21 protein-coding genes, 10 tRNA genes and 1 rRNA gene are annotated in these 24194 nt (G+C 47.2%); 6 read left to right on the top strand and 26 right to left on the bottom strand.

Annotated features, from left to right (window positions below):
- Positions 1-8 precede the first annotated feature (8 nt).
- The 5 genes from gatC to PEPTYR26121_RS01285 form a co-directional block, all read right to left on the bottom strand.
- Positions 9-287 carry an Asp-tRNA(Asn)/Glu-tRNA(Gln) amidotransferase subunit GatC gene (gene gatC, locus PEPTYR26121_RS01305; RefSeq protein ID WP_180498454.1) on the bottom strand — a complete coding sequence of 93 codons (279 nt, stop codon included), beginning with the start codon at positions 285-287 and terminating at the stop codon, positions 9-11.
- Positions 287-2224 (bottom strand): NAD-dependent DNA ligase LigA, encoded by a 1938-nt coding sequence (gene ligA, locus PEPTYR26121_RS01300; protein ID WP_180498452.1) that lies wholly within the window; start codon positions 2222-2224, stop codon positions 287-289. Before ligA ends, gatC begins: the two co-directional genes overlap by 1 nt.
- 1 nt (position 2225) lies before the next feature.
- The gene (locus PEPTYR26121_RS01295; protein WP_246285864.1) at positions 2226-4394 is read right to left on the bottom strand and encodes an ATP-dependent helicase; all 2169 of its coding nucleotides are present in this window, start codon (positions 4392-4394) and stop codon (positions 2226-2228) included.
- Positions 4395-4411: 17 nt separating this feature from the next.
- Entirely contained in the window at positions 4412-5101 is a 690-nt protein-coding gene (locus tag PEPTYR26121_RS01290; RefSeq protein ID WP_180498448.1) for a tRNA threonylcarbamoyladenosine dehydratase, read from the bottom strand.
- Between the two features lie 100 nt (positions 5102-5201).
- Positions 5202-7226 (bottom strand): S-layer homology domain-containing protein, encoded by a 2025-nt coding sequence (locus PEPTYR26121_RS01285; RefSeq protein WP_180498446.1) that lies wholly within the window; start codon positions 7224-7226, stop codon positions 5202-5204.
- Between the two features lie 146 nt (positions 7227-7372).
- Between PEPTYR26121_RS01285 and PEPTYR26121_RS01280 the strand changes: the two genes are divergently transcribed.
- From PEPTYR26121_RS01280 to PEPTYR26121_RS01260, 5 genes are read left to right on the top strand one after another with little or no spacing between them, the layout of a single operon-like run.
- Complete coding sequence (locus tag PEPTYR26121_RS01280) at positions 7373-8032, top strand: precorrin-2 dehydrogenase/sirohydrochlorin ferrochelatase family protein (RefSeq protein ID WP_180498444.1); 660 nt, start codon at positions 7373-7375, stop codon at positions 8030-8032.
- Complete coding sequence (gene hemC / locus PEPTYR26121_RS01275; RefSeq protein WP_180498442.1) at positions 7959-8843, top strand: hydroxymethylbilane synthase; 885 nt, start codon at positions 7959-7961, stop codon at positions 8841-8843. The genes PEPTYR26121_RS01280 and hemC overlap by 74 nt, the downstream gene beginning before the upstream one ends.
- Entirely contained in the window at positions 8836-10311 is a 1476-nt protein-coding gene (gene cobA / locus PEPTYR26121_RS01270) for a uroporphyrinogen-III C-methyltransferase (RefSeq protein WP_180498440.1), read from the top strand. The genes hemC and cobA overlap by 8 nt, the downstream gene beginning before the upstream one ends.
- Complete coding sequence (gene hemB / locus PEPTYR26121_RS01265; RefSeq protein ID WP_246285863.1) at positions 10298-11263, top strand: porphobilinogen synthase; 966 nt, start codon at positions 10298-10300, stop codon at positions 11261-11263. Before cobA ends, hemB begins: the two co-directional genes overlap by 14 nt.
- The gene (locus tag PEPTYR26121_RS01260) at positions 11256-11600 is read left to right on the top strand and encodes a DUF6483 family protein (protein ID WP_180498436.1); all 345 of its coding nucleotides are present in this window, start codon (positions 11256-11258) and stop codon (positions 11598-11600) included. Before hemB ends, PEPTYR26121_RS01260 begins: the two co-directional genes overlap by 8 nt.
- Before the next feature lie 371 nt (positions 11601-11971).
- On the opposite strand, the gene ppsA is transcribed toward PEPTYR26121_RS01260, so the two are convergent.
- From ppsA to ybaK, 9 genes are read right to left on the bottom strand one after another with little or no spacing between them, the layout of a single operon-like run.
- Positions 11972-14350 (bottom strand): phosphoenolpyruvate synthase, encoded by a 2379-nt coding sequence (gene ppsA, locus PEPTYR26121_RS01255; RefSeq protein ID WP_180498434.1) that lies wholly within the window; start codon positions 14348-14350, stop codon positions 11972-11974.
- 48 nt (positions 14351-14398) lie between these two features.
- Complete coding sequence (locus PEPTYR26121_RS01250) at positions 14399-14932, bottom strand: class IV adenylate cyclase (protein WP_180498432.1); 534 nt, start codon at positions 14930-14932, stop codon at positions 14399-14401.
- Complete coding sequence (locus PEPTYR26121_RS01245) at positions 14933-15634, bottom strand: metallophosphoesterase (RefSeq protein WP_180498430.1); 702 nt, start codon at positions 15632-15634, stop codon at positions 14933-14935.
- A gap of 1 nt (position 15635) precedes the next feature.
- Positions 15636-17402, bottom strand: coding sequence for an ATP-binding protein (locus PEPTYR26121_RS01240; protein WP_180498428.1), 1767 nt, complete (start codon positions 17400-17402; stop codon positions 15636-15638).
- Entirely contained in the window at positions 17392-18423 is a 1032-nt protein-coding gene (locus PEPTYR26121_RS01235; protein ID WP_180498426.1) for a metallophosphoesterase family protein, read from the bottom strand. The genes PEPTYR26121_RS01240 and PEPTYR26121_RS01235 overlap by 11 nt, the downstream gene beginning before the upstream one ends.
- A gap of 8 nt (positions 18424-18431) precedes the next feature.
- The gene (locus tag PEPTYR26121_RS01230) at positions 18432-18980 is read right to left on the bottom strand and encodes an isochorismatase family protein (protein WP_180498424.1); all 549 of its coding nucleotides are present in this window, start codon (positions 18978-18980) and stop codon (positions 18432-18434) included.
- Positions 18981-19886 carry a PfkB family carbohydrate kinase gene (locus PEPTYR26121_RS01225; RefSeq protein WP_180498422.1) on the bottom strand — a complete coding sequence of 302 codons (906 nt, stop codon included), beginning with the start codon at positions 19884-19886 and terminating at the stop codon, positions 18981-18983. It lies immediately after the preceding gene.
- A complete protein-coding gene (locus PEPTYR26121_RS01220; RefSeq protein WP_180498421.1) occupies positions 19883-21562 on the bottom strand; it encodes a phospho-sugar mutase in 1680 nt (559 codons plus the stop codon). The genes PEPTYR26121_RS01225 and PEPTYR26121_RS01220 overlap by 4 nt, the downstream gene beginning before the upstream one ends.
- A 1-nt stretch (position 21563) precedes the next feature.
- The gene (gene ybaK, locus PEPTYR26121_RS01215; RefSeq protein WP_180498419.1) at positions 21564-22037 is read right to left on the bottom strand and encodes a Cys-tRNA(Pro) deacylase; all 474 of its coding nucleotides are present in this window, start codon (positions 22035-22037) and stop codon (positions 21564-21566) included.
- 204 nt (positions 22038-22241) lie between these two features.
- On the opposite strand from ybaK, the gene PEPTYR26121_RS01210 reads away from it, so the two are divergent.
- A complete protein-coding gene (locus tag PEPTYR26121_RS01210; RefSeq protein ID WP_180498417.1) occupies positions 22242-22745 on the top strand; it encodes an ECF transporter S component in 504 nt (167 codons plus the stop codon).
- A gap of 69 nt (positions 22746-22814) precedes the next feature.
- Here PEPTYR26121_RS01210 and PEPTYR26121_RS01205 read toward each other — a convergent pair whose 3' ends face one another.
- The 12 genes from PEPTYR26121_RS01205 to rrf form a co-directional block, all read right to left on the bottom strand.
- Positions 22815-23099: a virulence associated protein VapD gene (locus PEPTYR26121_RS01205; RefSeq protein ID WP_180498415.1), complete on the bottom strand. Its 285-nt coding sequence runs from the start codon at positions 23097-23099 to the stop codon at positions 22815-22817.
- Between the two features lie 71 nt (positions 23100-23170).
- A tRNA-Arg gene (locus tag PEPTYR26121_RS01200) sits at positions 23171-23247 on the bottom strand.
- 3 nt (positions 23248-23250) lie between these two features.
- Positions 23251-23325 (bottom strand) — tRNA-Gly (locus tag PEPTYR26121_RS01195).
- 5 nt (positions 23326-23330) lie between these two features.
- Positions 23331-23416, bottom strand: a tRNA-Tyr gene (locus PEPTYR26121_RS01190).
- Positions 23417-23427: 11 nt separating this feature from the next.
- Positions 23428-23504, bottom strand: a tRNA-Asp gene (locus tag PEPTYR26121_RS01185).
- 4 nt (positions 23505-23508) lie between these two features.
- A tRNA-Val gene (locus PEPTYR26121_RS01180) sits at positions 23509-23584 on the bottom strand.
- A 6-nt stretch (positions 23585-23590) separates the two neighbouring features.
- A tRNA-Glu gene (locus PEPTYR26121_RS01175) sits at positions 23591-23665 on the bottom strand.
- Between the two features lie 5 nt (positions 23666-23670).
- A tRNA-Met gene (locus tag PEPTYR26121_RS01170) sits at positions 23671-23747 on the bottom strand.
- Between the two features lie 21 nt (positions 23748-23768).
- Positions 23769-23845, bottom strand: a tRNA-Met gene (locus PEPTYR26121_RS01165).
- Positions 23846-23882: 37 nt separating this feature from the next.
- Positions 23883-23970 (bottom strand) — tRNA-Leu (locus PEPTYR26121_RS01160).
- Between the two features lie 3 nt (positions 23971-23973).
- Positions 23974-24048: transfer RNA gene (locus tag PEPTYR26121_RS01155), tRNA-Asn, on the bottom strand.
- A 45-nt stretch (positions 24049-24093) separates the two neighbouring features.
- Positions 24094-24194 (bottom strand): 5S ribosomal RNA (gene rrf / locus PEPTYR26121_RS01150); the annotation flags it as partial.

The raw sequence follows: 24194 nt of genomic DNA, 5'->3' as shown, positions 1-24194 counted from the left end.
TTCCCTCCTTAATCGACAAATTTAATTATTTCGAAATAGCCATATTTCGTCGATACGGCATTTTTCGTCGCATCCTCGCGATCCAGCGACGGACGAATCTCATCGTCTCTTAGGCGATTCGGTAATTTATTCGTATGGAAAGTCGGCGCACAATGAACTTTCGCCTCTTTAATCGTATCGATCAGATCCATAGTGTCGGAAAAATCTTGTACAATGCCGTCCAACTCTTCGTCGCTGAAATGTAATTTCGAAATTTCCGCAATATGTTTTATTTCATCTTTTTTCATTATCGATCTCCCCATTTCTCATAAAATTCTGCTTCATTTACTATCTCCACGCCCAGGCTTACGGCTTTGTCCACTTTACTTCCGGGATTATCGCCTGCCAGGACGGCGTCCGTATTTTTAGAAACCGAACCGGTCACTTTTGCGCCGCGGCGCTCCAGTGATTCCTTAATCTCATTTCTAGGCTTTGAAAGGGTGCCCGTCAGAACGAAGGTAAGCCCTTCCAAATCGCCGCTTCTCTTGAGCTCTTCGTATTGAATTTCGATGCCCGCATTAAAAAGATCGCCTACATAGTGGCCGATAATATCGTCGCCGAAAAAGACCCGTATCTCCCGTGCCGTTTCCGGTCCGATGTCTTCGATGGTTTGAAGTTCTTCTTCACTTGATTTTTGCAGCTCGTCGAAGTTTTTAAAATGAGCGGCCAAATCCCTCGCCGTCTTTATACCCACTCCGCCGATTCCTATGGCATAAAGAAAGCGATGGAAGGGAATCTTCTTGGATCCGTCGATAGCATTCAGGAGATTGCTCGCCTTTTTTTCGCCGAAGCCTTCGAGTGTTAAAAGGTCTTCCATTGTCAGGCTATAGATATCGGGGATTTCATGTAAAAGACCCCCCTCGATTAATGCGGAAGCCGTCTTTTCGCTCAGCCCTCGAATATCCATGGCATCCCGAGAGGCGAAGTGGTCCATGCGCCGCACAAGCTGTGGCTCACAGCCGATGGTGTTCGGGCAAAAACTGTGTACGCCGTTTTGAACGAGCTCCGTGCCGCAAGCGGGGCAGGTCGTGATCATGGGAATTTCTTCCCCCTCGTCTCCTACTCCCTTTAAAATTTCAGGGATAACATCATTGCTTCGGCGAAGTAACACTTCTCCGCCTTTCATTACGCCCTTTCTCCGAATGTCGTCGTAATTATTGAGGGTCGCCCTTGAAATGGTGACGCCGTCGATTTCTACGGGATCGAGAATGGCAGTCGGCGTCACTTTACCCGTGCGACCGACACCCCATTCAACATCTAAAAGAGTGGTAACCACTTCCTTCGCTTCGAATTTATAGGCGATGGCCCATCGAGGGAATTTTACGGTGTAGCCCAAATGGTCTCGCTCGTTGACGTCGTTGATTTTGATGACCACGCCGTCTATCATCACATCTAGATCTTCTCGCCTGCGCTCCACTTCCTCGATAAAATCCAAGACACCTTTAAAATCGTCAAGCTTTCGCGTCATGGGATGGACGAGAAAACCCTGCTCTTTTAAGAACGATTTAATCCCCTCGTCGGTTTCAAAAGTCATGCCCTCGGCATAAGTTAAGTTATAGAGATAAGCCGTTAAATGGCGACGTCTCGTTTCCTTTGGATCCAAATTTCGAAGGGCACCTGCTGCGCCGTTTCGCGCATTTTTTAAAGACACTGATGCCGTGCGATTATAGGCCTCCAGGGATTTAAAAGGCATAAGCCCTTCCCCTTGCACGATTAAATGACCCTTAAAAGGAATGGTCAACGGAACCGAGGAAATCGTAAGGACCTGCTCCGTAATCACTTCGCCGACGGTGCCGTTGCCTCTCGTGACGGCGCGGGTAAGCTTACCGTCATCGTATGTCAATGAGATCGTTAGACCGTCGAATTTAAGCTCCGCCATATAACCTTTATCAGACGCCCCTGCACTTTCCATGCGGTTCATCCACCCGGTCAGGGTTTCATAATTTTGCGCCTTGTCCAGGGAATAGAGAGGATATTCGTGCTGAAATTTTTCAAAACCTTCCAGCAGATCTCCGCCCACTCTCCGGCTGGGAGAATCGAAGAGTACCTCGCCCGTTTCACTCTCCAATCGCAATAGCTCGTCATAAAGAGCATCATATTCTTTATCGCTCACGATGGGATCGTCCAAAGTGTAATAGGCATGGGCCCACGTATTCAGCTGGTCGACTATCTCACGCATGTCCATCTTATTCCTTCTTTCTCAAAGGGGCAATTTTTATATTTAATGTCTTCAGTCCTTTTCCTTCAAAAGCGATGACCGCTTCGTCTCCTTTTAATTGCACGACCATACCCTCGCCCCATTTTTTATGCATCAGTTTATCGCCTACGGCAAAGTCCACATCGCCTTTTTCTTTCGGAGCTGCCTTAACTGCAGGTCTTGCACCCGTGGTTCCCGTAAAAATGGCGTGGCCGGATTTTTGATTCTTCTTCACCGGTTCGTTGTCGATGATCTCGATCACATCTTCAAGTTCTTTGATAAAGCGACTCTTCACCGCAGGCTTTCGCTTGCCGTAGAGTGTGCGGGATTTGGCGGAAGATAAGAAAAGTTTTTCCTCAGCCCGAGTCATGGCGACATACATTAGCCGCCGCTCTTCTTCCATTTCTTCTTCCATATCAAAAGCGCGAGAAGTGGGGAAAAGCCCTTCTTCCAGCCCCACTACGAAGACAATGGGAAACTCCAAGCCCTTTGCACCGTGAATCGTCATCAGTTGCACGGAGCGATCCTCATCTACCAATTCATTTTTATCCGAGATCAGACTTAAATTGCCTAAAAAGTCCGTAAGTGTTAAATCGGGATTGTCGCGCTGAAATTCAGCTGCCGCGGACACGAACTCGTCCAGGTTTTCAAGGCGAGTTTGGGACATTACCGTATCTTCTTTTTTTAAGTCTTCGGCATAGTGGCTCTCGAACAAAATCGCTTCCACCAATTCGCTTAAACTTAATTCCTCTTTCTTATTCATTAAGAGGTGGATTAAGTTGACGAATTGCTTTATGTTTTTTTGCGCACGAATTTTTAACTCGTCGTTTTCTTCGAGAGTCTCCATAACCGTAAAGAGATCCAAGCCCTTTTCATCAACGTAAGATTGGAGCTGATCCACCGTCGTTTCGCCGATGCCTCGCTTCGGCACATTGACGATGCGGCGAAGGCTCACATCGTCCTTCGGATTGTCGATCACTTGAAGATAACCGATGACATCTTTAATCTCCATGCGATCGTAAAAGCGGAGACCGCCGACGACACGATAGGGAATCCCCTCCCGCATAAGCGCCTCTTCAAAACCGCGCGACTGAGCATTGGTTCTGTATAAGATAGCCATATCGCCGAAAGAAGCGCCCTTGTAATTTAAATGGATCATCTTTTGAATGACGGCCATTTCCTCTTCGCTGCTGTGGTAAAACTCCTTGAAGACAATGGGATCGCCGCCCTCGCGATCGGTCCAGAGGTTTTTCTTTTTAAGGGCCGGATTATTGGCGATGAGCGTATTAGCCCCTTTTAAAATCGGCGTCGTGGACCGATAATTTTGCTCCAGCATAATGGTGCGGGCTCCCGGAAAATCTTTTTCGAAAGAAAGAATATTTCCGATATCGGCGCCGCGCCAACGATAAATGGACTGGTCGTTGTCCCCTACTACCGTAAGGCCCACGGCTTTTTCCGAAAGCATCTTTACGAGTAAATATTGAATGTGGTTCGTATCCTGATACTCGTCTACGAAAACATAGGCAAATTTTTGTTGGTAAAACGCCAGGACGTCCGGATGCTCCTGAAAAAGTTCCACAGTCTTTACGAGCAAATCGTCGAAGTCCATGGCGTTGTTTTCCCGCTTCTTCTTCTCGTATAAGCGATAGGCCTCCGCCATTTGCCGCTTATGGAAATCGCCGAAATACATTTTCATGGCTTCATCCGCCGACATGCCCTCGTTTTTCCAATTGGAAATTTGGCTGAGTACGCCGAAGGGCTTGAACATTTCCTTGCTCATATTGAGCTCGTTCATACAATCTTTAATAAGCGTCTTCTGATCGGCACTGTCATAAATTGCGAAGTTGGAATCGTAACCGATGGCGTCGCCGCTGCGTCTTAAGATCCTGACGCACATGGAGTGAAAGGTACTGATCCACATGCCGTCCACGGGATAGTCCAGTTGTTTCGCCACCCGATCCTTCATTTCCTTCGCCGCTTTATTGGTAAAGGTGATCGCTAAAATATGGTAGGGCGATACGCGAAGTTGATCGATTAAATAGGCGATCTTCCCCGTTACCACGCGGGTCTTGCCGCTTCCCGCCCCTGCTAAGACGAGCAAAGGTCCCTCGGTGGCGAGAATCGCTTCCCGTTGACGATCATTATAACGACTTAACATGGACTCTATCCTCATTTCTACTTTCCAATAAGATCACGTACTACTTTCGATGCGATGAGTAAGCCCGATGCAGGCGGTACAAAGGAAATACTCGCCGGGGAGCGCTCTCCTTCTCCCTCTTTTTTGTGGGGCACTTCTTTTGAATAGACCACGGCATAGTCCTCGATGTTTCTACGCTTAGTCTCTCTGCGCATCACCTTTGCCAGAGGACACATGGTGGTTTTGGAGAGGGTCGTAATTTCCAAAAGCTCGGGGTGTAATTTGTTCCCCGCCCCCATAGCGGAAATAAACGGCGTCTTCGCCTCTTGAGCCGATTGAGCTAAAAGTAATTTAGCACTTACCTGATCCAATGCGTCGATGGCGTAGTCGTAGGAGGCGAAGTCGAATTTTTGAATGGTTTCGTCACTGATGCGAAAAGGATAAGCATTGACGCGGCTTTCGGGGAGTATAGATAGAAGCCTGTCCTTTAATGCATCCACCTTCAGTTCGCCCACGGTTTCCATGGTGGCCACGAGCTGGCGATTAATATTGGTCACGTCCACTCGGTCGAAGTCTACGATGTCCACAGTACCGATTCCCGAACGCAGGAGCGCTTCGGCGCAGTGTCCGCCGACGCCGCCGATACCGAAGACGATGACCCTTTTACTTTTCAGCGTTTCCAGGGCTTCTTTTCCGATTAACCACTGAGTTCTTAGAAATGGATCCATACATACCTCCCCTACTTTACTAACATCTCATTATAACAAAAAAGCCCCGGCGAATACAATTCGCGGGGACTTTCTCAGATCTGTTGTAAATCTTTATTCTTTATTTGTAGAAATAAATGGGCACATCGTTCAGTTCATATTTGCCGTTGATACGAACATTGCCGATGGAGTATTCGTTGCCAAGTCGATAAACGTCAAATTTAATCTCCATATTATCTTGATTACCTGCGAAACTCAGGGCGCGGTCGTAATCTTTTTTGATTTGGAAATATTGCGGCAATTCTACTTCTCCGTACTTCTTCAGATCTCCTTTATAGGTAACTGCGTAAGCGGAGTAACCTTCCACAGTATTAATTGCCCAGTTCGATCCCGGTACTTTATCGACTATCTTAGCCAAACTCTTGATTCCTACTTTTTCATCTCGATTCACTAATTGGCGAGCCAGCGTAATGCCTTCCACTTGGCCACCCTTTAAGTGAAGTTCAACTTCAATCTGTTTATAACCTTTTAAGTTGGTAATATAATCAGATACTTGTCCGGCAGACATTTTCACCGCTTTGCTACCGGGATATTCTCTGAAATTAAGCTCATCTTTAACAGTATATTGGCGCACACCGCTATTCGTCTTAATACTGATCTTTCTTTCTCCGAAAGTGTAGATCGCCATATTATCAAATAGACCGGCTACAGTTTCTTCCGTTTCGCTTACGCCTACCACATTGCCGTAGGAGGTCTTAATCGTAAGAGGATAGCCTTTCTTTAAATTACGGGTCAATTCGTAAAGTTCGTTGGCAATCTTAGAATCTTCCGCATTAAAGGTATAGGTCTTACCGTCGGCGAGCTTCAAATAAAGCTTGGCGTCTTGTTCAAAGCGGGAACCGTAGTAAAATTCCACGAGTTCGCCGGAGGCGGTGCCGTCGTAAGGATAGACATCCACTTCACTCAGTACGCCGTTTTTAGCCTTAAAGATGACCATATCCGTGGCGCGAATATCTTCCGCCTTAATTTCCTTACCTAAGGACTTCACCTTGGTGTCTTTATCGAATTTAAATTTGGTGGTGTAATCCGCTTTAAATTTGGAATCCACTTTGGCATCTTTTTTCGTCACGTAATCTACGGTAATTCCGTCTTTTTCCGTGGATCTGACCACGCCGGTACCCACTATATCATTGGATACGATATCTACTTTAAGAGCGTGTAAAGAGGCGACGCCCGTATTAGAAGCGTAGGCAGATACCTTTACCTTGGAGCCGATGGTAATGTCTTTTGCCGTGCCCGGTTTACCGTTAAGGGTGATCTTCGTGTCGCTTCCCAATACAAAAGCGATGGCCTTATCGTCTTTGCCTTTAATGGCGAAGCTCGGCGTGCCGTTTACTTCTTCGTTGAAGTAAACTTCACCTTCGTAATCCGTGGTTTGTTTTGCAGCATTTCTGTAGTCGTAGCTCAAATTGGTGATGGTCGCCATTTGATCGCGGTGTAGGGGCTGTTGAGGATTGAAGTATCCGTCGTCACCGGTGGTGTGGAACACGCCCGCGTCGATAATACCCGCGTAAAGGCCTTTTACATCTACATCGCCGATAAGCGCTTTCGGCGTCTTGCCGATGGCATTCAAGTCCTTTACCTTAATATTCGAGATGTCTTTTTTCGCTTCGATGCCTAAAGCCTTGGCGTAGTAAACCATAACCAGTTCACGGCTCGGGAATTGATTTTCTTTCGGTTGGCTCGTAATAAAGCCTTTTTTATAAGCTGCTTTCAGGTTTTCTTCCGTAATGACGCCGTTGTCGAGAGCCACGCAAATAGCCGAGCGTGCCCATCCCGGTACCTTATAGGTATCGGATACGTGGCCGTAACGGCTGATAGCCGCCGTAACATCTTGTGCACTCGGGTTTTGAATGCCCTTTAAAAGCTGCATGATTTCAAGATAACTAACGGAACGTTTAGGCTTAAAGGTGCCGTCGTTATAACCGCTGATTACTTTTAAATTCGTGAGTTTAGTAATATGAGGTTCAGCCCAGCTGCCGGTGCGCACATCGGAATAGGATGCGGCCATGGTAGCGATCGGTTGGGTCAATATTGTACCTGCTAATGCCAGAACGGCTACTGCTTTTATTTTATTGTTCTTCATAACATTCCTCCTTTTAGATTCAACTTATCTTCATTATATCACGGCATTGGACATGACCTATTACGTTTTCGTATCATATCTTACGGAAAAGCAAACAGTCTTTGTTATAATGGTAAAGAAAAATATCCACAAAAACGGGAGGCGTTATGCGTTATTATCCTATAAGCATCGATACGAAAAATAAAAAAGTACTCGTTATCGGCGGCGGTCGGGGTGCCTATACAAAGATCAAAGGGCTATTAAATTCGGAATTTTTAATCTACTGCCTGTCCACAAAATTTACCGAATCTCTTCTAAAACTCGCAGAAGAAAATAAGGAACGCATTTTTTTAAAGGAAATGGAGATCGACGGAGACTTTCGTTTTTTCGCCTACGACTATTTAATCCTCGCCACGGACGACTTAGCGCTTAATCGTCGGCTGACGAAGAGGGCGAAGTTATCTTCCGTGCCCGTCCTGTCCCTTACGGACAGCGACAACTCCGACTTCCATTTGATGGCCAATACGTACAAGGGACCTCTCACCGTGTCCATTCAAACGGGCAATCCCAGTCTCTCTCGATTGATTAAGAGGGATATGGAAAAGTTTGTCGACGGATATTCAGAAGAAAAAATGAAGATTATGAGCGAGGTTCGCAAGCGCTTAATCGAAGAGAACAGCCCTTATATTTCCGAGCTTATGGCGGAACTTTGGGAGAATGAGGAAATAAGCAACAGATTTTGGGAGGAACGAATTGAAAATTCGCATAGGAACGAGAAAAAGCCAATTGGCTATGACGCAGGCGAAAAGCATCGCCGAGATTCTTAATGAGGCGGGCTTGGAGACGGAGCTCGTCGCCGTATCGACGAAGGGCGATCAGTTTCAGCACCTTCCCATCGACAGGGTGGGCAAAAACGGCGTCTTCGTCGGCGAGCTGGAATCTGCCCTTACATCGGGTCATGTAGATGTGGCCGTTCATTCCCTGAAAGACATGCCCTCCCTATTGCCGGAGGGCTATCTTTTGGCGCCGCCTCCCACCTCTCCCGATGTGCGAGATGTTATCGTGGGGAAAGCGCCCTTAAAAAATGAAGAAGACTTGGCAAAAATGACCATCGCTACGGGAAGCAATCGAAGACGCTCCCAACTGCTCCACTTCTACCCGGGCGTGTCCATCGAGCCCATTCGCGGCAATATCCAAACACGCATAGAGAAAATGAAAGCTTCCCATGCCGACGGAACGATTCTCGCCTATGCCGGTCTCCAGCGAGCAGATCTCACACACTTAATTTCAGGCATACTGGACCCCACCCGCTTCATCCCCTCCCCCTCCCAGGGTTTACTCGGCATCGAAATATCCGAGGAGCGGCATGATCTTCTTCAGATCTTTAAGGAAGTCTCCGATCCCTACGCAAACTTTCGCATGAAAGTGGAACGAAAATATCAGAGGGCTCTCGACGCATCATGCCATTCCCCCATCGGCATCTATATAGAAAAGAAAAATAAAACCGACATTCTATTGCATGGCTGCTTTGCAAAAGACGGGAAAAGCCCCCTTCGTTACGCTACCGTCTCCTCCACCTTTCATACGGCGGAAGATGATGTATTAAAACTTGTTCAAGAGGTGAAAGGCCATGACTAAATATCCTGTCATTATCGCCGGCGCCGGCATCGGCCATATGGACCACGTAAGCCTAGGTGTCTTGCGGAAAATTCAGTCGGCGGACTGCATCATTTACGATCGCTTGATGGATCAACGCTTGCTGGATTTTGCACCTTATGCGGAAAAAATCGACGCGGGCAAAAAGAAAGACCATCACAAGATTCCTCAAGAGGAAATCAACGCTCTCTTGGTCGAAAAACATTTAGAAGGAAAACGGGTGCTCCGCTTAAAGGGCGGCGATCCCTATGTATTCGGCCGGGGTGGCGAAGAGGCGCTCTATTTAAAAGAACGCGACATTCCCTTTACTCTGTACCCGGGGATTACTTCCGGCGTCGCTGTGCCCGCTATGGCGGGGATTCCCGTTACCTTCAGGGATACCGCCCGTGCCGTTACTTTTCTAACGGCTTTTTCAAAAGACGGCCCGGAAGATCTTAAAGCTTATGCCGCCCTTCCCTCTACCCTTGTAGTCTACATGGGTCTGAGCCGAAGCCGAGCGATCGCCCGCTTCTTAATCGAAGGAGGTAAAGATAAAAATACGCCTATGGCCGTGCTTTCCAAAGGCGGTACGGAAGATATGCGATCTTTCTATTCCACATTGAAGGACGTGGCGGAAAACGGGATTCCGGAGAATCTCGTGAGCCCTGCCCTGATCGTCGTCGGCGATGTTGTCGATCTGCACGAAGAATTAATTCCCGCGCCCTATCACAAGGGAAATGTGGTGTTAACTTTTGAAGATAAAAAAAGCCGGGCAAGGCGAATCTTAGAAAGAGAAGGCTATCGAGTTCATCGCCGCCCTATGATCGAGATCGCACCTGTCAATGAGGATAAACTTTTCCATGCCATCGAAAATTTCTCCGCCGAACTCGTGGTTCTGACCTCGAAAAATTCCGTGGATTATTTCATGAAGAGCTTTATAATAAATAGAGATATTCGCGATTTGAGGAGCGTGGACTTTTATACCGTAGGAGAAAAAACCGACGAAGCCCTGGCGGCGTACGGCATTCGTTCAAAAGGGCATCCGGAGATCTACGACGGTCATCATTTGGCGGAGCTTCTGAAAAAAGAATACGCAGGAAAGAACCTCACTATATTCTACCCTCATTCTGTAAAGAGCGACCCTTGTTTAGGGAGCGTTCTTCGCACCATAGGTGAGCTTGTAGACCTTCCTGTTTACGATGCCATCGATCCCGGAAAAGGATCCGAACTCCCCGATAAAATGAGCGCCGTTATGTTCGGCTCCTCTTCCGCCGTGAAAAATTTCTTCCACCACTATGGAGACGAAAATTTGGAGGGCACCCTTTACTTCGCCATCGGCCCCTCCACAAAAGCCACGCTTTTGGATTGCGGAATCGACGATAATAAAATTTTTATGTCAGAGAAAGCCACTTTCGACTCTCTTTGCGACTGTATGTTAAAGGAGATGCATTATGCGAATGCGCAGAATTAGAAACAATCCCATCCTTCGTTCCATGACGGCGGAAACAAGTCTGGACGTGAAGGATTTAATCTACCCTCTCTTCGTTATCGAAGGAGAAAATATAAAAAAAGAAATTCCATCCCTCCCGGGTGTCTACCACTTTTCCGTCGATCGACTGGAAGAAGAAATTCAAGACATTGTGGATTTAAAAATTCCCGCAGTCATTCTCTTCGGGGTCGTCGATCACAAAGACAGTTGCGGTTCAGGAGCCTACGACGACAACGGTATCATTCAACAGGCCTGCCGAAAAATCAAGGACATTACGAGCGACTTAGTCGTTATCACCGATCTCTGTATGTGCGAGTATACAGATCACGGCCACTGCGGTATTTTAGACGATACGGGCATGGTGGATAACGACAAAACCCTGGACTACCTGGCCAAAATTGCGGTCTCTCACGCCAAGGCGGGAAGCGACGTCATCGCACCTTCGGATATGATGGATTTCCGCGTATCTAAAATTCGAGGGGCTCTCGACGAGAATGGCTTTAAGGACATTCCCATTATGAGCTACGCCGCCAAATTCGCCTCGAAATATTACGGTCCCTTCCGCGACGCCGCCGGCAGCAGCCCTTCCTTCGGCGACAGAAAATCTTACCAAATGGACTTTCATAACGGCGACGAAGCCCTTAGGGAAATCGCTCAGGATCTGGACGAAGACGCGGATTTTATTATCGTGAAGCCGGGCCTCGCCTATTTAGATGTACTCGCCAGGGCAAAGGATCATTTTAATACTAACTTCATTACCTACAATGTAAGCGGCGAGTATGCCATGATCTTAAAGGCCATCGAGTGCGGGATTTTCGACGAAAGCATTATCATGGAAAACATGATCGCCATGAAGCGGGCCGGCGCCAAAATGATTATTACCTACCACGCCAAATGGCTCGCTCGCCAATTAAAAGAGGGACACCATGCTTAAAAACGACTTTCTCTTGAAACAGATTCAGGAGTACATTCAATTTCTTCTGCGCCTGATCTTCCCTGAGGGCGATTTGGCTTTGGAAAAGAAAAAGATCACGGAAAGGAAACATTTTCGCGAGCTCGCCCATTTAATCGACGAAGGACGCTATAACGACGCCGAGGATCTTTTATTCGACGGCGCCGAAGAGGGCACGATGGATTTAGCCTCCGGCATTTTCTTTTATCAAATGCTCTTGGATATACCGGAGAAGACCCTTCGCACTCACGATTTTTCCACGAAAGAAATCGAAACGGGACTAAGAGATTTTGCCAAGCTTTTCAATGTGGAATTTTAATTTATACTTTTAAATAGAAAAGGTTCGAACCGTCGTGGCTCGAACCTTTTTTATGTATACTGTTCTCAATCTTCCTCCGCCTTTATCAGACATGTTATTAAAGCTAGAATAACAGGCGCAAGAGGCAATATGAAATACACGGGGATACCGCTCGAAGATCCGCTGAATTGCTCCAACCATAACTTCAACAATTCCAACAGAATAAATGACAGGGCGATCACATACAAACATATTCTGCTCTTTAAATTCATAAGCACCCCCACAACACAGCAACTTTTCTTTCTCGTTACAGAATATATCGAGAAATACTTCCCCGTCAAGAAAGTTTTCAATCGAAAACCGCCGAGGAAACTCGGCGGCTCTTTTACTTTTTATTGTTCTCTTAATTTGCGAAGAATCATTTTTTGTTCTACGCTCGCAACAAGTCTGCGGGTGTAATCCACCGTATCCGGGTTGACGGACATGGAGGTAATGCCGCATTCTACGAGGAATTCTGCAAATTCCGGATATTGGCTCGGGCCTTGGCCGCAAATAGAGCAGGTAATGCCTTTTTTGTTGGCCGCATCCACTAAAGTTTTAATGGCGCGTTTAACCGCTTCATTGCGCTCATCGAAGTAACCCATGCGGTTTAAGATGCCGCTGTCGCGGTCGGCACCCATGGTAAGTTGGGTAAGGTCATTGGAACCGATGGAGAAGCCGTCGACTAATTCAGCAAATTCTTCCGCTTGGAAGACGACGGAGGGAACTTCCGCCATAATCCAGATCTTGAAGTTTTTAGATTGCTTCAAGCCTTCTTCCGCCATGATTTCCTTAACGGTTACCAGCTCTTCCGGTGTACGGACGAAGGGAAGCATGGCCACTACATTGTCGAGGCCGAAGTCTTCACGCACTTTGCGCATAGCTTGGCATTCAAGTCTGAAGCCCTTTTCATATTCCGGAGAAATGTAGCGGCTGACGCCACGCCATCCGATCATGGGGTTTTCTTCGTGCGGTTCAACTTCATCCCCGCCCTTGAGGCCGCGGAATTCATTAGTACGGAAGTCGCTCATGCGAACGACGACTTGTTTCGGGTAAATCGCGCCGGCTACTTCCGCAATGCCTTCAGCCAATTTTTCGATCAGGAGATCGCCTTGGCCGGTTTTGGCAAGGTACATGGGGTGTGCGCCGATTTTATTGGTGAAAATAAATTCCGTGCGCATTAAGCCGATGCCGTCGAAGGGAAGGTTCTTGTATTTTTCAATAAGCGCCGGTTCGCCCAGGTTCATGTAGATCTTTGTCGCGGTTACGGGAGCTACCAAGCTCTTTAATTCGTCGAGTTCGATTCCGAGACCTGCGCCGCCGGTTTGCGCTTCCGGCTTTTTCTTGTCGCGATCGTGCAGGACGCTGCCTTCGTAGACGACACCGCGAGTGGCGTCGACGGTAATTTCCATACCTTCTTTTAATACGCTGGTCGCATCGTTACTTCCGACCACACAGGGAATGCCGAGTTCGCGGCTGACAATGGCCGCGTGACAGGTTCTGCCGCCTTCGTCGGTTACGACGGCTGCGGCGGTACGCATGGCGGGTACCATATCGGGGTTGGTCATGGCGGTGACGAGAATATCTCCCTCTTTTACGAGATTGATTTCGCTAACGTCTTTAATCTTTTTAACTTTACCCCGTCCGATTCCGGGAGATGCCGCGAGACCGCGTACCAAAGGATTGAGCTTTTCAGGTTCTTTCGTCATATCACTTTCCTCTTCCGGTTTAATTTCTTCACCAAGAGTGGTGATGGGGCGAGATTGTAAAATGTAGAGACCTTTCGTGTCGCGGTCCATACCCCATTCGATATCTTGTACACTTCCGTATAGACTTTCGATTTTAAGACCGGCGTCGATTAGAGTAGCCAGTTCTTCTTTGGAAAGACATTCTTCCTTAACGGCGCCGGCGCCGAGAATATCTTCTACATCGGCTTCGTGTGTACCGATGCCGGAGTCGTTTTGAACGACCATTTTCTTTTTGTCGGCGATGACTTTTTCTAAAATGCTCTTGTCGCTCTTTTTAATAACGTATTCGTCGGGAGTGACCGTACCGCTGACGACGGCTTCGCCTAGGCCGTAGCTGGCATTGATCATCATTTCATCGCGGCTGAAATTAATGGGGTTGGCTGTAAACATAACGCCGGATTTTTCAGAGTTGACCATTTTTTGAATGACCACGCAAAGGGAAACTGCAAAGTGATCGTAATTTTGTTTCGCACGGTAATAAATGGCTCTCGGAGTCCAGAGGCTGGCCCAGCACTTACGCACGTGGTGTACGAGCTCTTCTTCTCCGGCAATGTGTAAGTAAGTATCTTGTTGTCCCGCAAAGGATGCGTCGGGCAAATCTTCCGCCGTTGCAGAAGAACGCACGGCAACTTGGGGATCTTTCAGATCGATGGAACGGCTGAATTCTTTATAAGCCAACACAATTTCTTCCTCGATCTTAGGATCGATTCCGCCCTCTTCAATGCTTCTGCGAATATCGTCGCTGGCGGCGGTTAACATATCTACATCGTCTACGTCCAAGTCTTCCATTAAGAAACGGACTTTTTCTTCTAAACCTGCGTATTCGATAAAAGCGTCATAACCTGCGGAGGTAACGCAGAATCCCGGGGGTACGTCCAAACCGAAATTCGTCATCTCTCCTAGATTGGCACCTTTCCCACCGACGATATCGACATCGTCTTTACGGATTTCGTGGAAAAAGCGAATAAATTTAAAACCTGTCATATCATTCCTCCTCGCAAGTATTATAGCACATTACCTATTTATGTTGTACTATTTATTTTTTGAATTTTGCAATTCTCGAATGGAGAGGGTGCTCACCTGTTCGGGATCGATGGATAGAGCGCGAATCACCTCTTCGATGGCTTCGCGGCTTTCTCCTTCGATTTCCATATAGGGGTCGGGATACGTGTCTTGATCCCAGCGATCTAAATCCAGCCGGCAATTTTTAAAGCGATAGCTGATGCGATGCTTTTCGCCGAGGGAGGTGCGATCGTATCCTAAAAGTTTAAAGATCCTAAGCATTTCATCCATGTCGTCGATGACGACCGTGTGTTCGTCATAGACGCGCACGGAGGTGTTCACCTTTTTCTCTTTAAACGTGCAGACTCTTTCAATTCTCCCGTCACATTGCACTTCACGTAAGCGAAGATAACCCAGCCCTTCCGGGATAGGATGATTGCCGGAATTGATCACGATAGTCTTTTGTTTTTCGTCGCTTATTTTTTCCCCGCCACAGTCGATGATTTTTTCTTCCATGGCATGTAAGTCGATATTTAACACTTTAACTTCAATTTCCCGTTCCATTTATACCTCGAGCTTTCGTACTTTAAAATCGATATAATCCGACGACACACATTGGTAGTTCACACCGTCGAACTCCCCTTCCACGACGAATTTATGGCCGTAACTGTGGAGATGGCCGTAGACGCAAAGATCGATTTTGGCATCTTTTAAAATCTCGGCGAAATCGTTGGGCTCTCCTTTCGATGAAAAGGGCGGGTAGTGCAACATGGCAATGCGATGGGCTATGACCTTCCCCTCCGCTTCCTTCTCCATGGCATCGATGCTCAGTTGAAGGCGATTGAGCTCCCGCTTGTAAATCTTTTCGTCCTGTTCATCCACGCTTCCGGCGTCGATATCGGTCCAGCCACGGCTGCCGCAAATAGCCACATCGCCGACCACCATTCCCGTATTGTGTAGAAAATCCATGGTCTCGAGGCCCAGTTCATTGAGTTTATTGAGAGAAGACCACCAATAATCGTGATTGCCCTTAATTAAAATTTTACGACCGGGCAAGGCATCGATTCGAAGGAGATCCTCTTTTCCGTCTTCTAATTTTAAAGCCCAGGAAATATCGCCTACAACCAGAACCGTGTCCTCAGGTGCCACGCGCTCGCGCCATGCGTCGAAAATCTTCTCTTCGTGATTTTGCCACGCCTTGCCGAAGACATCCATGGGCTTCTCTTTTTTATGATCTAAATGCAAATCGCCAATAGCCCAGATCAATCTACTCTCCTTTCCCTTTCGGTGTTGTAAAATCTAAAACTTGTCGGCTCATACCATTTAAATAATCTACGAGCATTTCCCGACGCCCCTCATCCAGGTAGACGAAGCCGTCGTCAAAAACCATGGGAATGTGGGGATCCATTTGATTCACCGCCGCCAAGCGAAGAGACATTACCAACAAATCGGCGGTGGAACGGCTAAGCTGCGTATCCCGCAAGCTCGGTCGGTCTTTACCCGATATTATAAAGTGGCCCTTTCCGAAGGCGATGCTATCGTAGCGGCCGCCACTCAAGGCCGAGAATATCCTCTCACCATCGGATAAAATCTCTTGCTTAAACCCTTTTTCCCCGTCGGAATCCACTTCTCTTAAAATAGACTCCGCCAGATCGATGATCTTCAGTTGATCTTCCAGTTCTTTTCCCGAGGCTTTCTCTTCTTTATAGGCTTGTTCCGTCTGCGCCATTTTACGGTGAAGAACGTCCGCCTCCCGCTCCTTGCCCTCTAAAAAGCCCAACTGTCGCTGAATATTTTCGATGGCCGTATCCAACTCGCCTCCCCGCTCAGGGAGAGATTCAAGTTTATGCGCATAGCGGTACAGGGAATCTTTCAGCGTATCCATTTCAATTTCTTCATCAACATAAGGATCGAGCCAGGAACAAAGGGCCTGCTTTTCCGCCAAAAGCCCGTCTCGCTCCCCGTATAAATTATGGTAGGTGCGCAAAAGTTTTTTCGTGCGACTGTTCCATAGAAAAAAGATGATGGAGAACACGCCGAAAAGAGCTGCTCCCATTAGGGATAAGGCAGCGACCTGTTCTTGTTGAAAGAAGAATATGAACATCGCCGTCGCCGCTAAAAAGAGTAAAGCCATTGCTCCCGTTCCCTTGGCGATCCCCGATTTGTTTGTCAATCGGCTCGACTTCTTGGATTCAAAGCGATCGATGGCCTTTTCATTTTCGATAAGCTTCTGATCCAGTTGAGATACCAACTCCATCTTTTCCCTCAGTTGAGGAAAAATTTGATGTTTCTCAATTTGCAGACGACGCTCTTTCTGAAGGCTTCGAAGTTCCTCCGCCATTTGCGTCTTCGATCTTCGATGATTCTGTAATTCTCTGGATTCTGCTCTTAAATTCGCCATATCCTCTTCGTATCTGGCGATCTGATCACGGTGCCGCCCGATGGGAGATTTTTTTGCCCGCGGCGTCCCGATTTCTCTACGGCGCTTATCCAAATAGGCATAGCCGTCGCTGAAACGAAGCGAGCTGTTGCCTTTAGTGAGAAAGTCTCTTGATTCCTCGATGCGCTTTAAAATCGACGCTGCATCGGTAGACTGGAGATCCTCCATGCAAAAAAACCGCATAAAATCGTCTTGGGAAAGGCCCCAAAAATAACTTCCCGGCTGGGGAATCCCTGAAAAAGCGTAGAGAGATTCATCTTCTACAATCTCATTGGTATCCAAATTAGTGAGGATCAACTGCTCGTTTTCCTTATGAAATTGACGCTCAATTCGAAAGCGTCCCTTCCCCGTTTCAATCTCCATGGCAGCGGAAAAATCTCGCCCCTGTAGAGGTTTATAATCCTCGTAATCGTCAGAATAGAGCTTGCGATTCAAGCTGTCCTTTGAAAAACCGTAAAGGAGCGCACGGATGCACATAATTGTCGTAGTCTTCCCCGATTCATTGGGTCCCGGCAAGTATTGATAGCCCTCGCCGAAAACTACTTCCGTATCGTGAAAGCCTCCGAAACTTTTCAATTCTAATTTATGAATCATAGTGCTCTCCCAATAATGAACGAATACCCATATCGCAGACGGCAAGAATCGTATCTTCGTCTTCATCCAATTGTGCCGCCCTGCGAATAAATTCGCCCAAAGCGTCCTTTTCGTGAGCCCGATATACTCGCTCAATTAATTTCGGTAAGTCTCTCGCCCACTCTACTTCATAGGCCACTCCGGCCAGGTCCAGAGTGCGCCGAATTTCTTTGTCGAGGACACCACTATATCCTCCCGCTAGATGAAAACTGTAGATCGCCCGATCATCTTGCAGGCCTTCTTTCAGCTCCTCCACTATATTTGCTGAGGATGCGTCCAAAGTCTTGTGGCGAAGAATGCGTTGCGCTAAGGGGATATACTTCGTTGAAAGTACGTCGGTCAGTTCGCCATAGACCACGCCGAGTTTTCCTCGATCGGTGCGATCCAAGGGCTCCGGCGTACCGCACATCTGCAATTTATTCTCGTATAAAATCGGCTTGTGCACATGGCCCAAAGCGATGTAATCGAAGAAAGACAGGATATTCGCATCGACAGGGAAATAGCCGTCTCCTCCGGTCCAATTGCCGTGATGCAACAAGACATGGCGATAATCGTCCCGGAAGCTCTCTCCGCTACACTGTAAAATCCGATGGTAACTGTCCCGATCCCAGCTGGTACCGTAGAATATAATTCCACGCTTGTCGTCTCGATATTCGCTGAGGGCTCCCTGTTCGAAGAGATAGACATTTTGGGGGAGTCGAGCGGAAATATAGTCGTAAAGTTTGAAGTCGTGATTCCCCAACAGGAGAAGAGTCTCGAAATTTTGATCTCTCAAAAGGCCGAGTACATAATCCACTTCTTCCGGACGAATCTTTTCCTGCTCGAAAATATCGCCGACTAAAAACAGATAATCGACGGATTGTGAGGCACCATATTCTAAAATACGCTGAAAAGTTGAAAAGCGATTCTTCCGCCCCTCTTCCCGATCCGGAGGTCTGGAAAAAGGGAAACTTCTACCAAGATGCAGATCCGCCGTATGCAAAAACCGCATTATATAATGAGCTTTTGCACCGCTTTAAACTCGTCGGTGCCCGATACACTGTTGAGATCAAATAGAATCGTCTCCGTCGGGCGGATTGACGCGCCCATTTGGCGCATTTCTTCAAAGGCGAAGATAGCGGATTCCGGATTGCGGGAACTGATGGCATCTTGTGCCACATAGACTTCGATGCCTCGTTCGATCAGATCTCTAACCGTAAGGAGTACGCAAATATGGGCTTCCATGCCGCAAAGGACGATTTGCTCGGGTTTTTCTTTTTCGATGTATGCGATGATCTCCTCATCCAACATGCAGGAAAAAGATTTTTTGTCGAAATCTACGGCTTCGCTTACCTTTTCGCGAATCTCGGGGTTAAATTCACCCAGTCCTTTTTTGTACTGTGTCGTAAAGATCGCGGGGATCTTCATGATTTCCGCCGTATCGGCCAAGACGCCTGCGTAATGAAGCATGCGATCTTTCTCATAAATAGCATTTGCCAGGGAATCTTGAATGTCGATAAATAAAAACATCGTCTTTTTACGATCTAATTTAAAATTCATTTAAACCTCCATAGTCTGAACATTGATTCGATTCATATCGGATTTAATTGTGGCGAAATCCGTCGTCTTTTCACTTTGTGCCGCCGCTGCCGTCAGTTTTAAAAGAGTGGGGGCATCGTATTTTCGAACGATCCCCGCCGCCATGGCCACGGCAGCGTGATGAGGATCGAAGTAATCGTTGATCTCGTCGTTTTTCGCAAAGAAGTAGTCTCCTCTGCAATAGAGGATCGATCCCTTGGAACTTCCCGTAACGAGAATAAGGGGAATATCGTCACCATAAAGTTTCTCCACTGTGGAGGCGATATCTCCTAGAAACTGAAGATTACGTTTCACAAGCTTACTCAGGGCGGAGCGATCGATGATCATGCCGAAGGGCTTCGCCTCCCGCACTTCTTCTACATCGTCTCTTTCATCGGAAAGAATGATCACAGGCTTGGATTTACTCCTCGCATAGCGCACCATGGGAAGCTTCATGGATTCGGGATCCTTAGAGCGAGTTCCTTTGGCGATAACCACCACATCACTGGATAAGCACTCTCGTACAAAACGCTCGTAGAAATCCACGGTATCCTCACGAGTTATGCGAGGCTCCTTCGTGTAGATCGACGTATTCTTGTATTTTTCTTCGAGAATAATACGTTCCTGTGTCTCGTCTCGTAAGCTTTCCGATTCCACGACAATACCCGATTGACTCAAAAGTTTATTATAGCGATCGCCGGCAAAGCCGCCTAAAAAAGTAAGCAGACGGGCTCCTTCGTTCATATCTTCAGCGAGGCGCGCCATGTCGGCGCCATAACCTTTAGCCGAGGTTATGCTTTCCGTAGCCTCTCCTCGCCCTCCTTTAGGAAAGCTGTCTCCTGTCAGTCTACGTTCTAAGATCGGATTGGTATCTATTATAAGAATCATGATAAGTTTAACCGACGGGTCACAACATCCAGGATCCAGTCGATTTTCTCCTTTGCTCGTTGTTCGGAAGAATCGTGTGTATAAATATAAAGTTTGATCTTCGGCTCTGTTCCCGAGGGGCGAATGGAAAAGCGACTTCCGTCGTCCAGGTGGTATTCCAATACATTACTTGCGCCGATGCCTTCGACGCCGTCCTTATAGTCGATGATTTCGGAAACTTTTAGCGATTTCACAGATGCCAGGGGATTCTCTCTTAAATCCTTCATCATCCATGCGATTTCTTCCTGTCCTTCCTGCCCTTCGCGAACAAATGACAGAAGCTTTTCAGCGTAATAACCGTGGCGTTCATAAAGAGATTCCATTACTTCCGGAAGTCTTATGCCTTTTTGTAAATAGTAGGCCGCCATTTCCGCTATCATCATGGACGATACGACCCCGTCTTTATCCCGCACATGGTCGCCGTAAACATAGCCGATACTTTCCTCGAAACCGAATAAAAACTCGTGTTCCTTCGTGCTGTCCCATTCATTGGCGGGGGCGCAAATGTTTTTGAAACCCGTCAAAGACATATACATGTCCACTCCGTAGTATTCTGCTACGACTCGCGTCAAATCGCCGGATACGATACTCTGTACCATGGCACCGTTGGCGGGGATGGTGCCGTGAACCTTTCTTCGGGAAAGGATATAATCAATTAGTAGAGCGCCAATTTGATTTCCGGAAAAGGGAACGAATGTGCCGGTAGCATCTTTCGCCATCATGGCTACCCGATCACAGTCAGGATCCGTGGCGATAAGAATATCCGCGTCAATTTTTTCGCCCAGTTCCACAGATTTCTGGAAGGCATTTAAATCCTCGGGATTGGGATAGCCTACGCTCTTAAAGGTAGGATCCGGCTCCACCTGTTCTTCCACCAAGTGGACATTGTCGAAACCTCTCGTTTTAAATACTCGCCGCACCGGCAAATTGCCAACGCCGTTTAAAGGCGTATAGACGATGGAAATATCTTTGTCGATATCCTTTTCAAGAGCTTTTTCGAGAGTCAAACGGTAATACTTTTCCTCTACTTCCTCATCGATAGTATGGATCAGACCTTCCCGTTCATAATCCTCAAAGCTTTTTTCGGCCCATACATTGTAGTCGAATGCATCGATGGCTTTTGAAATTTCATCGGCCATATCGTCTCTAATTTGGGAGCCCTCTTCCCAATAAACCTTGTAACCATTGTATTCTCTCGGGTTATGGCTCGCCGTAATCATGACACCGGCTTGGGTGCCCAGTTCACGAACGGCAAAGGATACCATAGGGGTCGGACGGATGTCGGCATAAATATAAGCGTGAACCCCTTGGCTGGCCAAAACAGATGCGGCTACCCTCATAAAGGTCTCACTCCGCTCCCGCACATCCCAGCCTATGGCGACGCCTCGCTTTTTCGCCTCTTCACCTCGGCTTGCAATTACTTCGGCAAGCCCTCTTGTAGCCCGAGCAATCACCTGTTCATTCATGCAGTTAGTTCCGGGACCGATCTTTCCGCGGAGCCCCGCAGTTCCGAAAGAAAGCTCCTTATAAAAGCTTTCCTCGCACTCAGCTTCACTCATGGTCTCTAAACGCTTAAGGTCCTCTTCCGACACATGGTCGAGAGACTTCCACATCGAAATGCGATCCTGTATATCCATCTTAACCTTCTTTCGTTATATCTAAAAATTTTCCATCGCAGGCCTCGGCGAGATCCCTGGGCGACAAATGCATTTGCAACCCCTTCTTACCGGCACTTACATAAATACGATCGGAATTTAAAGCCGATTCGTGAATAAAAGTTGGGAATTCCTTCTTCATGCCGATGGGCGAACATCCGCCGCGAATATAGCCCGTTAAGCTTAAAAGGTCCTTTACGTGAACCATTTCCATCTTCTTTTCTTCGACAACTTTAGCCGCTTTTTTAAGATCCAGTTCATCCTCTACCGGTATGACAAAGACAAAATGTGCCCCATCCTTCCCCTCTGCAACCAGAGTTTTAAATACCTCATCAGTGGGAAGATCATTTGCCTTTGCAATCTTAGCCCCGTCCACTTCAACCGATGGATCGTATTCAACCACATCGTAATCGATGGAATGGCTGTCCAATATTCTGAGAGCGTTTGTCTTTTTCATAGAACACCTCATTTATTTATACCCGAAGAAAATTAAACTACCTTAATTACATTTACCTATACGATATGTACTATTATATCATGGACTAAATGGTCACTGAAGAGAGTGCCCACCCTTCTTCTACTGATACCTTTGTTAATCCTCTCTTTGGTACTGTCGATTAAACGAAAAGTCTACTACCATAGAAGGGAAAGGATGATACATATGAAAAAAATATCGACACAAAAACTTACTCTCATCGCTATGTTTATAGCCTTGACGACCATCGCAACTATGGTAATACAAATTCCCATTCCCGCTACAAAAGGTTACCTTAACATCGGCGATACCCTATTGATATGCGCCGGACTACTGTTGGGCAAGACAGTCGGCGGCATCGTCGGCGGCATCGGGTCTGCAATGGCCGATCTTCTAAGCGGCTACGCCTTTTACGCCCCCATTACCCTCGTCGTAAAAGGACTGGAAGGTTACCTAGCAGGTGCATTAAATGAAAAAACAAAACTTCCGACAATTGTCTCTGCCATAATAGCGGGACTTGTCATGGCAGTGGGCTACCTCTTGGCTGAAGGCATTATACTTTACAATTTCCCCACCGCACTGGCAAGCTTTGTACCTAATATATTACAAGGTGTCGCCGGCGCCGCATTGGCAACCATTTTATATCCCGTGCTGAAAACTGCACCGATAATAAAGAAAATGAATCGCTGAAAGCGGCGATTGATAAATCTCATTAGATAATTACATTTGAAAAGGGCTGTTCTAAATGAACAGCCCTTTTTATTCTTTTATAATCGACGTAAAATCTGACCAATCTTCTGTTTTGAATACTGATAGGTCACGAAGACTTTTCTTAAACCAGTCAATATTCGATAATCCTTTAATAGCACGGTATACATCCTTTAGACCGCCTTGATCAGAAGAGTTGATATAAATTCCGCCAATCGATTTTTCAAAACCATATTGCTTCAATTCTGCAGCAATTTCATCAAAAGCTGTCTTGTATGTATCTTGAAAATGTTGCTCTAAGCTTTCCTTTTTTAAGTCAAATACAATAGCGTACATACTATCCCTGCTCTCTTCTCAATAATTCAAATAAATACAAAAAAAGCCTAATCTCTCGATTAGACTAAATTTGGCGTACCACAGAGGATTCGAACCCCTGACCTTTTGGTCCGTAGCCAAACGCTCTATCCAGCTGAGCTAGTGGTACATATGGAGCGGAAGACGAGATTCGAACTCGCGACCCTCGCCTTGGCAAGGCGATGCTCTACCACTGAGCCACTTCCGCGTATATGGTGGAGGAGAGTGGATTCGAACCACTGAAAGCTGAGCTAACGGATTTACAGTCCGTCCCCTTTGGCCAACTCGGGAACTCCTCCTTATGTAATTATGGCGACCTGGATCGGGCTCGAACCGACGACCTCCAGCGTGACAGGCTGGCATTCTAACCAACTGAACTACCAGGCCATAATGGTGGGCGCAATAGGGCTCGAACCTATGACCCCCTGCTTGTAAGGCAGATGCTCTCCCAACTGAGCTATGCGCCCATATAATGGTGACCCCGCCGGGATTCGAACCCGGGTAACCGCCGTGAAAGGGCGGTGTCTTAACCGCTTGACCACGGGGCCTTATATGGTAGCGGTGAACAGATTTGAACTGCTGACACTACGGGTATGAACCGTATGCTCTAGCCAACTGAGCTACACCGCCATAAATAATTCAAAATAAAAATGGTAGCGGGAGCAGGATTTGAACCTACGACCTTCGGGTTATGAGCCCGACGAGCTACCAGACTGCTCCATCCCGCGTCAAGAATTGCTGATGGACATGTGACTATTATCCTATTGGTGCCGAGGACCGGAATCGAACCGGTACGATCTCAACGACCGCAGGATTTTAAGTCCTGTGCGTCTGCCAGTTCCGCCACCCCGGCAGATGGCTCTCAGGGTGGGACTCGAACCCACAACCTACCGGTTAACAGCCGGGTGCTCCACCATTGAGCTACCTAAGATTATTTGTTTGTTCATCAATTCTTTTTTCAGAAGATAAATCTTCTGCCCGGCAATTTCCTACTCTCCCAGGTCGTTACCAACCAAGTACCATCGGCGTTAAGAGGCTTAACTTCTGTGTTCGGCATGGGTACAGGTGTGTCCCTCT

The organism is Aedoeadaptatus nemausensis, assembly GCF_903819165.1.
GTDB lineage: Bacteria > Bacillota > Clostridia > Tissierellales > Peptoniphilaceae > Aedoeadaptatus > Aedoeadaptatus nemausensis.
The sequence above is the reverse complement of the archived record's forward strand: the minus strand, read 5'-3'. Positions and strand labels throughout refer to the sequence as shown.